The organism is Candidatus Merdisoma sp. JLR.KK006 (genome assembly GCF_036941035.1).
In the GTDB taxonomy this organism is placed as follows: Bacteria; Bacillota; Clostridia; order Lachnospirales; family Lachnospiraceae; genus Laedolimicola.
In genome coordinates, this window is the sequence record NZ_JAYMNS010000009.1 from 116,811 (window position 1) to 131,756 (window position 14,946).

General features: G+C 43.8%; 12 protein-coding genes. 10 read left to right on the forward strand and 2 right to left on the reverse strand.

Annotated elements, in window-relative coordinates; all coding sequences use genetic code 11:
- Window positions 1-4: 4 nt before the first annotated feature.
- Window positions 5-1,453, forward strand: a complete 1,449-nt coding sequence (locus tag VSQ61_RS09685) for an ABC transporter permease (protein ID WP_334344232.1) — start codon at window positions 5-7, stop codon at window positions 1,451-1,453.
- A 13-nt stretch (window positions 1,454-1,466) separates the two neighbouring features.
- On the forward strand, window positions 1,467-2,096 hold the full coding sequence (locus tag VSQ61_RS09690) for an ATP-binding cassette domain-containing protein (RefSeq protein WP_334344233.1): 630 nt from the start codon (window positions 1,467-1,469) through the stop codon (window positions 2,094-2,096).
- Window positions 2,097-2,317: 221 nt separating this feature from the next.
- On the opposite strand, the gene VSQ61_RS09695 is transcribed toward VSQ61_RS09690, so the two are convergent.
- The gene (locus tag VSQ61_RS09695; protein WP_334344234.1) at window positions 2,318-3,142 is read right to left on the reverse strand and encodes an AraC family transcriptional regulator; all 825 of its coding nucleotides are present in this window, start codon (window positions 3,140-3,142) and stop codon (window positions 2,318-2,320) included.
- Between the two features lie 501 nt (window positions 3,143-3,643).
- Between VSQ61_RS09695 and VSQ61_RS09700 the strand changes: the two genes are divergently transcribed.
- Window positions 3,644-5,566, forward strand: a complete 1,923-nt coding sequence (locus VSQ61_RS09700) for a PTS sucrose transporter subunit IIABC (RefSeq protein WP_334344235.1) — start codon at window positions 3,644-3,646, stop codon at window positions 5,564-5,566.
- Window positions 5,566-6,996 (forward strand): glycoside hydrolase family 32 protein, encoded by a 1,431-nt coding sequence (locus VSQ61_RS09705; RefSeq protein ID WP_334344236.1) that lies wholly within the window; start codon window positions 5,566-5,568, stop codon window positions 6,994-6,996. Before VSQ61_RS09700 ends, VSQ61_RS09705 begins: the two co-directional genes overlap by 1 nt.
- Window positions 6,997-7,157: 161 nt before the next feature.
- Here the strand turns inward: VSQ61_RS09705 and VSQ61_RS09710 are convergent, their stop codons facing one another.
- Window positions 7,158-8,714: a helix-turn-helix domain-containing protein gene (locus tag VSQ61_RS09710; protein ID WP_334344237.1), complete on the reverse strand. Its 1,557-nt coding sequence runs from the start codon at window positions 8,712-8,714 to the stop codon at window positions 7,158-7,160.
- A gap of 176 nt (window positions 8,715-8,890) precedes the next feature.
- Between VSQ61_RS09710 and VSQ61_RS09715 the strand changes: the two genes are divergently transcribed.
- The 6 genes from VSQ61_RS09715 (at window position 8,891) to VSQ61_RS09740 (ending at window position 14,872) form a co-directional block, all read left to right on the forward strand.
- Window positions 8,891-10,471 (forward strand): PTS transporter subunit EIIC, encoded by a 1,581-nt coding sequence (locus tag VSQ61_RS09715; protein ID WP_334344238.1) that lies wholly within the window; start codon window positions 8,891-8,893, stop codon window positions 10,469-10,471.
- A gap of 7 nt (window positions 10,472-10,478) precedes the next feature.
- Window positions 10,479-11,858, forward strand: a complete 1,380-nt coding sequence (locus tag VSQ61_RS09720) for a class-II fumarase/aspartase family protein (protein WP_334344239.1) — start codon at window positions 10,479-10,481, stop codon at window positions 11,856-11,858.
- Window positions 11,845-12,327 carry a PTS sugar transporter subunit IIA gene (locus VSQ61_RS09725; RefSeq protein ID WP_334344240.1) on the forward strand — a complete coding sequence of 161 codons (483 nt, stop codon included), beginning with the start codon at window positions 11,845-11,847 and terminating at the stop codon, window positions 12,325-12,327. The genes VSQ61_RS09720 and VSQ61_RS09725 overlap by 14 nt, the downstream gene beginning before the upstream one ends.
- 45 nt (window positions 12,328-12,372) lie before the next feature.
- Window positions 12,373-13,137: an HAD-IIB family hydrolase gene (locus VSQ61_RS09730; RefSeq protein WP_334344241.1), complete on the forward strand. Its 765-nt coding sequence runs from the start codon at window positions 12,373-12,375 to the stop codon at window positions 13,135-13,137.
- A gap of 280 nt (window positions 13,138-13,417) precedes the next feature.
- Window positions 13,418-13,855, forward strand: a complete 438-nt coding sequence (locus tag VSQ61_RS09735) for a DUF4869 domain-containing protein (protein WP_334344242.1) — start codon at window positions 13,418-13,420, stop codon at window positions 13,853-13,855.
- 15 nt (window positions 13,856-13,870) lie between these two features.
- Entirely contained in the window at window positions 13,871-14,872 is a 1,002-nt protein-coding gene (locus VSQ61_RS09740) for a translation initiation factor 2 (protein WP_334344243.1), read from the forward strand.
- Window positions 14,873-14,946: the final 74 nt, after the last annotated feature.

The window sequence follows — 14,946 nt, forward strand, 5'->3', positions numbered from 1 at the left end:
TAAAATGGGAACTATCAGACGAGCATTTCTGTATGTCACACGGAAAAAGGGGAAAAGTGTTCTGCTCTTTTTCATTCTTCTTATTATGGCAACATTTGTACTGACCGGGCTTTCTGCCCGGGAAGCGTCACGGGAAGCACAGAAAAATCTGAGAGAGGCTTTAGGCGGTGAATTTCAAGTTGCAGTCAATCTTTCGGAAAGCAATCCTTATTTTCGAAAAGATGAGGATGGGGCGGGAAATGTGGAGCTTTATACGGAGCTGCCTGTTACACAGGAAGTGATCGATGCCGTCATGGGGATAGGCGGTATGAAATACTATCATGCATCAACCCAGACATTGGTTTCCACAAATCTTACCATTTTCCCCGGCAATGTTCCTTTGAAAGGGGACATGAATAACAAAATATATGCCCGGACCGTCTCGGGAACGGAAAACAGCAGTTTTTTTCAATCAGGAATTATGGAACTTGCGGAGGGAGAGCATATTACGGAAAATGTAAGGAATGGGGCGGTTATCAGTAAGGCTATGGCGGATCAGAACAGTCTGAAATTAGGCGATACCATTTCTTTGCAGGCGGATGAAGCGGTAAAAGTTAAGATCATCGGCATCTACGAGATCCTTAAGCCGGACCCGGCATTCGCCAGTATTGTTACGTATGAAAAACTGGAAAACCAGATTTTTATTGACATGGGCACGCTGCAGGATTTATTTGGAAATGTGCCATCAGGCTTTTATGATGTGACCTTTACCGTAGAGGACCCTGCAGAGCTTGAGGAGATTATTTCCCAAGTCAATGATTTATCCTCTATTGACTGGCGGGCCTTTACGGTCACAACCAATAACCAGACTTATCTGGATGCGGCTGCTCCGTTACAGAAATTGCAGACCTTGGTATCGTCTATGATTTTCGTGATTGCATGGGTCAGCGGGATTATTCTTTCGTTAATCCTTACCATGTGGGGGAGAGGCCGTGTTCATGAAACAGGCGTGTTCCTTTCCCTTGGCATTGGAAAGACCCAGATTATCGGACAGTATCTTGCCGAGGTTCTGATGATTGCGGCATTGGCTTTTGGCTGTTCTTATTTTACAAGCAGTGCGGCTGCGGATCAGATTGCAAATGAGCTGCTCGGGCAGAATTATCCGGCCGGTGAAGAACAGACGGCGGGAGTGACCATAACTCAAAAAGACGGATTCAGTGAGGACGTGGCAGTCAGTATAAAGGATGATCCGATTCTGGCTGATATGGCTTTTGGGCAGGACACCGGTTCGGAGACGGAAGCTTTGGAGGACGGGGCAAAAGCGGATACGGAGCAGATCAGCGTTGCGGTTGACTTTTACAATATGCTGGAGCTTTACCTTATAGGAACTATGATTATTATTCTTTCCGTGGGCGTTTCCTCGCTGTCGGTAATGCGTCTTAGGCCCCGTGAAATCTTATCAAAAATGAGTTAAGGAGAAATTATAAATGGCTGTTTTAGAAATGAAAGAGATATTCTATGCCTATGAGAAAGGCAGACCCGTATTGTCAAACGTAAGTATGGAATTTGAAACCGGAAAAATGTACGCTGTCCTTGGACCGTCCGGCTCCGGCAAGACAACACTGCTGTCACTGGCGGGGGGACTTGATATCCCGCAAAAAGGGGAAATTCTTTTTGAGGGTGAAAATATTGCCCGGCGGGGGCTTTCTTATCATAGGCGCAATCATGTTTCGCTGATCTTTCAAAGCTACAACCTGATTGACTATATGACGCCTATTGAAAATGCGGCTTTGACGGCAAAACAGGACGCCCTGCCTTTGCTTTTGCGGCTGGGGCTGACAGCCGGGGAAGCAAAGCGCAATGTGATGAAGCTGTCCGGCGGGCAGCAGCAGCGTGCGGCAATTGCCCGTGCCTTGGCTTCGGATACTCCTGTTGTTTTAGGGGATGAACCGACCGGGAATTTGGATGAGGACACGGCAAGGGAAATTACAGGTATCTTGAAAGAAAGTGCACATGGGCTGGGGAGGTGCGTGATTGTTGCAACCCACTCAAACGAACTGGCGGCGCAGGCGGATGTTGTTTTGAGATTAAGGCGTGGGGGTCTTGATAGGGTATAAAATAAAACAAAGGGGCTGTCGGGAAATAAGACATCAGCCATTTCTATACCCTGTGTTCGGACGGTTTGTGTACATTCTGTCTGCTCTGTACGGACATTAAAAAGCAATATCCGTACATATCAGACAGTCTGTACATAAACAGCCGGACACTGGGTATCAGAAAAGTCTTCTGTCTTATTTCCTGACAGCCCCTTTGGCAGGACTCACCTGATGATTGCACATTAGCTTTGAGCTCTCCGCAACCGGTACTGAGTGGGGCTTACCCCCTTTTTCTTTTTGAACAGCCTGGAAAAGTACAAGGTGTCCTCATAGCCTACGGAAAGGGAGATGATTGCTATGGGCAGATCCGTGGATTTTAGGAGGGAGCAGGCTTTTCGGATGCGCAGATCCAAAACATATTCCTGGACGGAGGATCCGGTGGCGGATTTGAACAGGCGGTGGAGATAGGAGCGGTTCAGGCCCATGGAATCGGCAATGGCCTGGACGGAGATGCTGTTGGAATAATTTGATTCCAGATAGGTTAAAATTTCTTCTACATAGTTGATTTGCTTTTCCCTGGGGGTGTACTGCTCCCGGGGAAATTTGCTTGCCAGAAGAAAAAGGTATTCGTAGAGGATGCTGTTCATGATGAGATCCCGGTTGGTGTCTAAGTGGCTTGCTTCAAACATTTTTTCATGGCACAGACGGATGCGGTCGTCGTGGCCGTAGTGGAAGACCGGAGTGGACAAAAGGGAGGTGCGTTCCAGGTAGCTTTTGATCTTTACGCCCTGGAAGCCGATCCAGGTGTAGACCCAGGGATTTTTGCGGTCGGCTTCGTAGTAGATAAGCTCGTCGGGGCAGATGAGGAAAGCATCGCCCTCTTTTAGGTGGTACATGGCGTCTTTTGTTTTGTAGTAGCCGGTTCCGCCCAGGACGTAGTGGATCAGGTAGCCGCTGCGGACGATGGGACCGTAGCTGTGGCCGGGTTTGCAGGTTTCGTAGCCGCAGGTGTAGACGAAAGCGTCCAGGTTTTTGAAGAAGTCATTTGAGAATAGGAAGTCTTTCATTGTTGCTCCTTTATTGGTGGGGTGAAAGGGGGGACGCCTCAGGTGGAAAAATATACTTCCTGACCTGCTCCGCCCAGAGGGCTAACACGCCTGTCAGGAAGTATATTTTTCCACCTGAGGCTGACTTTGAGGGACGGTAGAGGGGTTCTTGATGTTAAATGTGATTATGAATGACTTTGGGAGCAGGTGCGTTTGCATTGATGTGGGGGATTGGTCACAAGGGTGCATGAAAAAACAACATTTGTCCATGTTTTCTTTATTTTAATATAGTATAGTTATTATTGCAAGGGAGAAAATGAAAAAAGGATTGGCACATTTGTGCTGGTGATTGCGATGAACAGCGGCGTGCTGGCGGTTATATTGGTCGGGTGGTTGCGGAGTTTGATTTTGGGAATGCGGATGGTGAAGTTACGCAGGGATGAAAGGTCGAAAAGCTGAGGTTTTGATTTTTTCAGGATGCCCTGCTTGTAGCGATAAAAAAATTCATAAGGGGAGAATACTATGGACGAAAAGAAACGACAGAGATATCTTGCGATATCGGAAAAGCTGACGGAGCTGGTAGGAGGTAAAGACAACATTCAGGGCGTGGCCCACTGTGCGACCCGTCTTCGTATTGTTCTGGAGAACAATGACACGGCGGATCTGAAAGCGATTGAGGATTTGGATCTTGCCAAAGGCGTGTTTGTGGCCGGGGATCAGCTTCAGATTATCTTTGGGGCCGGATTGGTGAATGATGTGTATGAGGTGTTTACGGAATATACGGGAAAGAAGAATATGAGCCTGAGTGATCTGAAGACGGAGGCGAATAAGAAGATGAATCCGCTTCAGAGGATTATTAAGGCCCTTTCGGATGTGTTTATTGATATTATGCCGGGTATTCTGGCGGCGGCACTGCTCACCGGACTTTCCGGTGTGCTGGCGAATGTGGATCTGGTGCAGAATAGTGAGACTCTTTTTGGCATTACGAGATTGATTAATATTTCTTCCGGAGCCATTTTCGGATTTCTGCCTTTGGCTGTGGCTTACAGTGCATGCAAGCGGTTTGGAGGAAGACCGATTCTTGGTATTGTAATGGGATGTATTATGCTGTCTCCCAGCCTTGCGGATGCTTATGCGGCGGCGCAGGGAACGGTGGAGGTGACAACCTTGCATCTCTTTGGGCTTGGCGTGGATCTGGTTGGCTTCCAGGGCGGTATTATCGTGGCTCTCCTGATGGGTATGGTTACGGCTAAGCTGGACCTCTTTTTTGAGAAGAAAGTGCCGGAAGTGATTCGGCTTCTTGTTTCTCCGCTTCTTACCACGCTGGTGGGTGCGCTGCTGCTGTTTACGATTATCGGGCCTTTGGGAAGAGGGCTGGCATCCGGTATTACAAGTGGTCTGGTATGGATGACTCAGAATCTGGGCGTGTTCGGATATGCACTGTTCTCCGGGGTTCAGCAGCTTGTGGTTATTACGGGACTGCATCACATCTTTGGAGCTATTGAGGCTCAGCTTTTGGCGGATACGGGAAGAAATATTTTGAATCCTTTGATGTCTGTGGCTATGACGGCCCAGGGCGGCGCTGTTCTTGGATATCTGCTTCGGAACCGGAAAGATGCCAAGACCCAGGAGCTTTGTATCCCCAGCTTTGTGTCAGTGCTTTTTGGAATTACGGAGCCTGCCTTGTTTGGTGTGAATGTGCGGTTTAAGTATCCTCTGATTGGCGGCTGTATCGGAGGCGCTGTCGGCGGTGCGGTTGTTTACTTTACCAATCTGGCGGCTCTTGGATTCGGCACTACGGTAGTACCGGGAATTGCTTTGGCGGACCCGGCGGGAAATGGTTATGTAAACTATGTGATTGCCCATGTGATTGCATTGGCGGCAGGCTTTGTGATGACTTTGATTTTGAGCGGTTTTCAGAAAAATGCGGTTTCTGCGGCAGACAATTCCGGTCCGGCAAAATCAGCGGCGGAGCCGGTGATAATCGCAGAAGCGGCAGATTATGAAGAGGGAGCTTTCCTTGCTTATACGGCTGGCCGTTTGATTGCTATGGAGGATGTAAATGACGAGACTTTCCGCAACAAGGTTTTGGGAGACGGAGTTGCCATTAAGCCGGAAGCGGGTGCGGTTTATGCTCCGGTGAATGGAACGGTAGCCAGTGTATTTGAGACGAAGCATGCTATTTGTCTGGTGTCGGATGCAGGTAAAGAAATTCTGATTCATATTGGAATTGATACGGTAAATCTGAATGGTGAGCATTTCACTGCCCATGTAAAGGATGGGGATAAGGTGAAAGCCGGACAGCTTCTTATTGAATTTGACTTGAAAAAGATTGGGGAAAAGGGGTATGATACGGTTATACCCATGATTTTTACGGACCCGGATCATCAGCCGGATATGAGTGGCTGGGAGCTTAGAGAGGTTCGGCAAGGAGAGAGATTGTAATGGTAAAAAGCCCGATGAAAAAAGATGTTTACCGGAAAAATTTTGAAGAACGGAAGGATTGGTATCAAAAGGCGCAAAAGGATTCTTTTCGGCTGAAATATCATATTCAGCCTCCTATGGGCTGGCTCAATGATTCCAACGGACTGTGCCAGAAAGACGGCGTCTATCATATTTATTTTCAGTATTGTCCCTTTTATCCGGAGCTTGGAAGCATTTTCTGGGGACATATGACTACAAAGGATTTTCTTCATTATGAAGAGCATGAACCTGCCCTGTATTCGGATACAAAGTGGGACTGCAACGGTCCTTACAGTGGCTCCGCCTATCAGGAGAACGGCATGATTTATTTCTTTTATACGGGAAATGTACGGTATGAGGGAGATTATAATTATGTGACGGACGGACGGGAGCAGAATACGATTCTTGTTACTTCTGAGGATGGATTTGCATTTTCCGGAAAACAGCTTTTGATGAAAAATGAGGATTATCCAGCGGATATGAGCAGGCATGTGCGGGATCCCCAGGTGTTTCGGGAGAATGGCAGGTATTTTATGATTCAGGGCGCCCGCAGTATTCAGGATGAGGGATCGATCCTTTTGTTTGAGAGTGAGGATCTGATTCACTGGTCTTATAAGCTTCGGTTTCAGCCGGGGAAGCCCTTTGGGTATATGTGGGAGTGTCCCAATTATCTGAAAATCGGGGAGAGGAAGTTTCTTTTTACCTGTCCCCAGGGCGTTCCCAGAGACGATTATGAGTTTGCCAATGTGTACCAGTGCGGCTGGTTTTCTCTGGATTATGATTTTAAGGGTGAGGATTATCGGCTGGGGGAATTTCATTCTCTGGATCGGGGCTTTGATTTCTATGCACCCCAGGTATTTCAGGATGAAGCCGGACGGTGGATTCTGCTTGGTTGGATGGCGATTCCGGATTCCGGGTATGAGGAGCCAACATTGGCAGGGGGATGGATTCATGCCCTTACGATTCCACGGGAGCTTTATGTGAATGAGGCGGGGCTTTTGTGCCAGCGGCCCCTAAAGGAGCTTGAGGGGCTGCGAAAAACAGCGGTCAAGGGAACGCTTCGGGAAGGGCTTAACAGGGAGACTTCGCCTTGCTTTGAGCTTAAGCTTCTTATGGATAAGGCGGCCGGAGAGTTTGAGCTTAAGCTTAGAGAATCTGCGGCGCTTGCTTACCGGGATGGCGTGTTGCGGCTGGATGTGACCGGATGCGGCAGCGGCAGGACGGTGCGGAGATTGAAAGTGGAGGAGCTTTGGAAGTTGCAGATCTTTTCCGATACTTCCAGTTTGGAGATCTTTGTGAATGACGGCGCGGATGTGTTTACTACACGGGTTTATGATTCGATGGAGGATTTGAGGATTTCTTTGGAGGCGGCAGAGCTTTTGGGGGATTGGGAGTATTATTCTTTTGAGTAAGGAGTGAAGCATAGTACTTTTGGCTTCGGATATTTTATAAAGGCATGTTCCGCTTGTTCGGCTCAGCCCCAAGGGGCAAATACCTTTTTTCAGGGTATTTGTCCCTTTTGTGCTCTGCCTGTTCCAAGTAGGGAATTTAAATGGCGGAAAAAAGAACTATTTTATTCCAGAAAGTAATCACTATATTTATTTAAAAGATATTCGGTTAACAGCTCTTTATTTATCCCTTGTATTTCCTGTACAAAAGGCTTAACTTTGATTTTTCTTTTCGATGTTGAGAAGTCCAGATCTTCCAAATAAATGAAATCATCTTCCGTCAGATAAAAATTTAGTTTTAAGCAGGAATATCCACATTCACTCAACAGTGTAACAATACGATTAGAAAATGCAATCAGATAATCATATTCCATTTGTTCTAACAGATATAGTTCATTCATGTGAATCACATCTATTAACCGTACATCTACACGAAGCTTCAGCCTTTCCATAAAAAAGTCTATTTTTTCAATAGAGGAATTAGTTACAATCACAAGCTTTTTCTGATTGCGTCCGGCCAGCTTATTCCGATTTATAAATTTTCGGAAAATCAGGGTCAGTGAGGAGATTTGAAAATGACTTAAAACGGTTCCATAGGTTTCCTCATATAAGCAAATGGCAGATTTCACAACATCATACAGGTTGTTGTAATATTGTTTTGTTTCCTCTAGTTTATTATCATAAAAGGAAAAGTGATACGTATTTCGAATCATGCATTTATGAAGATATGCGTAGATCTCTTCATAGATAAAATGATCGTCACAGATCCAGGTGATGATTTGTGTCTGGATTTGTTCTGCTAATTGTTTTGAAATGGAATAGAGCTTTTCGTTGAAAGGCGGCATTACAGTTGTAGTAAAGTCCAGAGAGGATATAAGATGATTGAGAAAAATATTCTCATGAGGTAAATCCATCAATTGATAATCGTTCACGGAAACGGGCAGTAATTTGGAGGTGTTCAGTTTAAATCCGGCACTAATCCGGAATTGTGCACATGCTAAATAAAGGTAAAGGAATTTGATGGATAAATAGGAGATTCTAAAATGGCAGGTTTCCACAAGTTCCTTTAATAGCTTTCGGGCCTGATTAAGACTTTGATCTGCTTTCACCAGAAAATACTTTACAATCATGGATTGGAGCGGATTGTTTGCAAGACGCATAGACAGGGAAAAGTTGTGCTCCACTTCAATATACTGGGACAGGATATTGCAGATACAGATTCGAAATTGCAGCTCATCTCCGGTAATTCGGATTCCGGTTTTTGGCACAATCTCAGTATCCAAATCCTGAGAAATCAACCATTTGGACAGGGCCCGGCTATCTTTTTTCTTCGTAGTGGAGCTAAAATGCAGTGTTTCATAAAGATATGTCATATTCAAGGTTAAATTAAAAAAGGCATAAATAGCCATAATGTCCAAACGTTCTGACGATGACGGATAGTAATCGTTCAAGGTGAGCTTCCGGATAAAGTGGAGATATTCCTTGTATGTCATCCGGAATACGGCCTGATTATTAGTCAGTAAAATCTGTTTGTCCGTTGGCAGATATTCATTGACTGCGGCAATGCTGCGTTTGACGGCACTGACACTTCTTTTGGTTAGCTGGCTGCATTTTTCCAGTGACAGGGAACGCTTTTCCTGAATCAGAGCCGCTGTCTGCAAATCATAATAATGGATTCCCATGTGTTTTCCTCCATAATTTAGAATTATTATACCATAAAAAAATATGGTTTAGAGGTCATCTTCTGACTTTTTTTCAGTTCAAAATGTGTCCTTGAATCGGCTTTTATATAGCTGTATAGTAAAATCAATCTTTGGCCAAAGAGTAGTACAAAAGATATAATGATTCAGGAGGTTTTATGATGATTAGAAAAGATTCAGGCGGTTTTAAGGATGCAATCCAGACATTTGGACGTTCCTTACTTCTTCCAATTGCTCTTTTGGCTCCTATCGGTATGGTTATGGGGATTTGCAGTGCACTGTCGCAATCTTATATGATTGAAAAATTCCCGATTTTGGATGCGGCGGCTTTAAAAGTAATAATTAACGGTTTGAAAGATATTACAAGTATTATTTTTAACAATATTCCGATTTTATTTGCCATGGGCGTGGCTCAGGGAATGGCTAAGAAAGAAAAAGGAATCGCAGTATTTGCCTCTGTAGTTGGTTATTTGACGTTGAATACGGTTATGAATGTATTTTTAAAGGAAACCGGTACGCTTGCTGATGCCGATACAATGGCCCAAGTAGGACAAGGAATGGTTCTGGGAGTCCAGACGTTGAAGACTGAGGCATTAGGCGGCTTGATCGCAGGACTTGTAGCAGCTAAGGTGGCAGACAAATTTTATAATGTGGAGCTTCCTCTTGCGTTTGCTTTTTTCGGAGGAAAGAAATCCATTCCGATTATAACCTTTGCATGTATGATTCCCATTGGACTGGTGCTTCCGATTGTGTGGAATATATTGATTCATTTCCTTATCAGTATCTCTTTCATTTTTACTACGAAGTACATAGGAAGCGGTATCTATTATATGTTTCACCGTGCTTTAATTCCGTTTGGACTTCATCATGTGTTAGCGGCGGTTGTCCGGTTTACGGAAGCCGGCGGCACTTATCTTATCAATGGTACGGAATATGTAGGCATTCTTCCGGCAGTCAATGAGATTCTGTTTAATCTGGGACCAAACAGTCCCTATTGGGCAGAGCTGATGCCGAAGCTGACCAGTTATCTGGGCGGTTCACAGATGCTGACAACTCTATTCCGCATTCCGGCTATTGGCTTGGCTATGTATCATACATCTTTTACAAAAAATAAAAAAATGAGTAAGGGTGTTCTCACAACATGTGTGCTGACTGCGTTCCTTGGAAATGTTACGGAGCCTTTGGAGTTTTCTTTCCTGTTTATTTCTCCGAAACTGTTTGTGGTGTATTGTGTTCTGTGCGGATTGATGACGATTCCTTATCAAATGCTGAATATCAGTATCGGTTATATCCGAGGCACGATTTTTGACTTTGGCATCTTTGGGCTGATGTATGAAAATACCCATTGGGTTGGACTGATTTTACTGGGTGTTTTGAATTTTGTAATATTTTACTTTGTATTTAAATTCTTTATTAAGAAATGGGAATTGGAAACTCCGGGGCGTGAGCCTTTTGAGGTGGAAGAGTCGGCAAGCCAGTTGTTAAAGGAAAAGAATTGGCCTGAGATTGCCTGTATCGTTATAGAGAATCTGGGCGGACAGGAAAATATTCTGAAAGTGGAGAATTGCATATCAAGACTTCGGGTGGATCTAAAGGATCCGGAGAAAGTGAATCAGGCAGGCTTACGTGATTCTGGATGTGCCGGCATTTTCTTCCCGTCTAAAAATCATATTCATGTTGTCTTTGGACCTCATGTAGAATTTGTCCGTAATGCAGTTGATAAGTTAATGAAAGGATAACGAAAATATGAGAGCACTGTATGATTCAAAAAGCAAAGGAAATGACAGAGGGATTAAAAATCTGCTTACAAAAGAGGCCAAAATTGAATCCTGGCTGACTGTTGAGGCCGCTTTGGCAGACTGTCAGGCGGAAGAAAATTTTATTCCACGCAGTGCAGCAGATAATATTATAGAAAATGCAAAGCTTAACCGAATCGATCTGGAGGAAATGGAACGGATCAAAGCAAGGGTTGGACATGGATTCGTCCCCTTTGTAAAGGTATTAGTAAAGGCATGTGATGAGGAAAGCGGAAAGTTTGTTCATTATGGAGTTACAACCCAGAATATCCAGCAGACAGCACAGCTTTATACGACCTATAAGATTCATAAGATTTTTCAATCCTATCTTGCGGATATTTTGAAGCATCTGGCACAGCTTGCCGGTGAGCATGCGGATACGGTTATGCCCGGACGGACCCATGGACGTCATGCAATTCCGATCACTTATGGATATAAAGTATCCGTCTGGATCAGCGAGCTTCTGAATGGGATACAGAGAATGGAGGAATGTGAAAAAAGAGTATTTCAGGTGATGGCCGGAGGTGCGGTTGGTGCCTTTAATGCTACCGGGGAGACGGGGTATCGGGTACAAAAAAGGCTGGCGGAAAAGCTTGGTATGTATTGGATGCCTGTTCCATCCAGAAATATCAGCAGTCATAAAGAGGAATATATTATGAATCTTGCCCTTTTGTGCAACATTTTTCATAAAATGGCAGAGGAGGTCTATTACACCGGGCTGGAAGAGTTTGGAGAGGTCAGTGAAGCATTTCAGAAAGGAACCATCGGAAGTTCCACTATGCCTCAGAAAATTAATCCTAAACTAGCAAAGGGGATCATAGCTAATTCTCAGAAGCTGTATTCGCTTGTCTCATTGGGACTATTTTCCGGTGTTCGGATGTTTGAGGGAGATTCCAGCTCCTACATGCTGCATGACGGTATGATGGAAGAGGCATTGGAACTGACTACGGAGGTACTGATGCGTACGGAGGAGCTGACAGCTACCATTCGTGTAAATAAGGAACGAATGTATCAGAATGCTATGCTGAATAAGGGTTTGGACAACAGTGAATGTGTTATGATGAGAATTGCAGAGAAGCTGGGGAAAGATCGTGCTCATGAGCTTTTGTATGATAAGGCTATGAAAGCGGAGCTTGAGGGCAAGGATTATTTTACAGTACTGAAAGAAGATAAAATTTTGTCAGCTAATTTTACGGAAGAAGAGTTATCAGAGATGATACGGCCGGAAAAATATACGGGGCTTAGCAGCTTCCTGGCCCATGAGCTGGCTTCAAAAGCCATGGAAAAGGCAGAAGAATTAAAGGAGAGGAGAGGACATGAGATTGTTTAGCCGCAGAAAAAAAGAGGAATTTGTATCACCAATGAAAGGCACACTGCTCCCTTTGGAGCAGGTGCCGGATCCGGTGTTTTCCGAAAGGGTTATGGGAGATGGGTTTGCTGTGGAATTGTCAGGGAGTGAGGTCTTTGCACCGGTAAGCGGAACCGTTGTTACGGCATTTCCTACGGGTCATGCCTTTGGAATCAAGACGAATGACGAGATGGAACTCCTGATACATATAGGTATTGATACGGTAAATTTGAATGGAACGGGCTTTGAGGTTCAGGTTAGAGAGGGGGATACGGTAAAGCAGGGGGATGTTCTTGTAAGAGTTGATGTGAACTATGTAAAGGAACAAGGAAAATCAATTGTTTCTCCGGTTATTTTTACAAGCGGGGAAAAGATTGAGCTTTTAAAAAGCGGTATTGTGCAAAATGGTGAATGTGGTATTATTACAATAAAAGCCCCCGTTTCCCCATAGGGGAAAACTGAATTCAGGGCAGCTGAACAGGAGATAGGAAGTATAATGAGAAAGCTATTGGTATCTGATTTTGATCGAACCTTATATGTGAACGGTGATATTTCCTGTGAGAATCTTGCAGCATTGGAAGCATGGAAACAGAACGGGAATATTTTTGCAATTGCCACGGGAAGAGAAGAAAAGATTCTCCGTGAACTCCTTTGCCGATATCAACTGACGGCGGATTACCTTATCTGTAATAATGGGGCGAGAGTTGTAAAATGGAGCGGGAAAACACTCTTTGAGCAGACTATTGAGGATGATACGGCCTGGCACATTGTAAAGGAGCTATGGCTGGAATATCAGATACCGGTGGACGTAACCCAAAGAAACGGAAGATTTCAAGTGGCCAGTGAAAGAAACGGAGTTTCAGCCATTTATAACGGAATCTGCGATTTTAGGACATTGAAAGAGCTTGAGCAGGGCTTAAATGAGGTACTGCAGATACATGTTCGTTTTCAGAGTTGGGAAGAAACGAGAGAAGCAGTAAGCATGGTGAATCTTCGCTATGATAAAGCGGAAGCGTTTGTGAATGAGCAGAATATGGACATTGTTCATAAAGGGATCAATAAGGCGAAAGGAATCGAGATTCTTTTGAAGGCGATTAAGTGGATGGGCAAGGTTATAGTGATAGGCGATTCTTTTAATGATCTGTGTATGATTGAGCGGTTTGGGGGATATACCCTGGAATCGGCAGAAGAGGAAGTGAGAAAGAGGGCTTCTTATATCTGCAGGGATGTGGCTGCGTGTATTTATCGGGTTAGTGAATGAGATTTGGGTGTGTGATAATTGTTAAAATTTAATAGAAAATTCCATTGATTTTATTTGATGAAAATTATAATCCTGTCTTTGACAGTTATAACAAAATAAAATCGCTGTATCCCTTGTATTTCATTTGATGTGTCAAACGCCGGGATATTGATAATCAGCAGAGAGCAGTTATTCATGGTTGGCAGAGCAGGCAGCATTTCTGAAAAACTGATAGGAATTTCCGGGGATTTTTGATATAATGTTAAAAATCGTGTTTGAAGAGACCATAAGGGAGAATTTTATGTTGAATATATTTTATGGCGATATGCCGGATGCAGTATACAATACGGCGGCATATTTTAAATATGACTATGAAGATGAATGGATTGTAGATCCCTTTGTAAAGGATATGATTTCTGATGTGGATAAATCTACGGTAATTGACAACGGAGTGATTGACAGTCCCGTTCTGGGTAAAATACCTCCCTTGGGATTGTCCGGAGGTGTAAAGACATTAATTCTTGTGAAATTTAATCCGGGTAAAATATTTAATGCCTCAACCTGCGGCGATAACTGTGCCAAATGGCTTTTGAAAATAGGAGAGAAAGAGGAGCGGACCGTTAACCTTCGTCATTTGATGGATTTTGGCCATGAACCCTTTACCATCCGTATATTGAATACAAATCAAATTGTGCATTCCATGAAAGAATTGGTGCCCATTGCCGGAGAGTTTGTCTAAAGGGAGGCAAAGTAAATGAGAGGAAAACACCGAGTTGTTGTTTCTACAAAACGTTTGCGTTATGATTTTGTGCTGAGACGGAATCTTACGATAGTACGTGGTAATAGTGCTACCGGAAAAACCACACTCGTTGATATGATTCAGGAGTATGTGAACAATCCATCCGGAAGCCCTGTGCAATTAATCTGTGATAAGGTATGCTACGTATTATCCGGCACACTTTGGAAGGAGCAGCTTTTAGGGATACGGGATAGCATTGTATTTATTGATGAAGGAAATGAATTTGTAAAAACGGATGACTTTGCAAGGGAGATTCAGAGGACAGATAATTATTATGTGATTGTATCCAGGGAGGGACTTTCTTCTTTACCTTATAGTGTTGAGGAAATATATGGGATCCGCACTTCCGGAAAATATGGAACATTGAAGCAGAGCTATCATGAATTTTATAGGATTTATGGTCAGGATGTGCTGCAAAATGAAGTGAAGCCGGAAATGGTTATCACAGAAGACAGCAATTCAGGTTATCAATTCTTTCGTTCCATATGCAATGATCATGGATTGAAGTGTGATACAGCCCATGGAAAGTCCAATGTTTTTCATTATCTTAATATCAATAAGGATGAAAACGTTCTTGTGATTGCAGATGGGGCAGCATTTGGTCCGGAGATTGATAAAGTGCTGCACCTTCTTAGAGAAAGAGAAAATGCTGCATTGTATTTGCCGGAATCTTTTGAATGGCTGATTTTATCATCTGGTGTTTTAAAGGATAGTGAGATTAGAAAGATTATAAATGAACCGTCAGACTTCATTGAGAGTATGGAATATTTTAGCTGGGAACGGTTTTTTACGGTGATCTTAACTGAGAAAACGAAAGGCACTTATCTGGCATATGCAAAAAGGGCATTAAATCCAATATATTTGGAAGAAGATATAAAAGCTTCTATTCTTAAACAAATGGACAAGATTATGCTGGATTGGAAAGCTTCGGGGGATCATAAACAGAAATTACCTTAGATGAAAGGTGCAAAAAAGTTTGGTGTGTTTGCGGCCATGAAGCCCTCAAATATTTTTGAGGGAAGATAAATGGT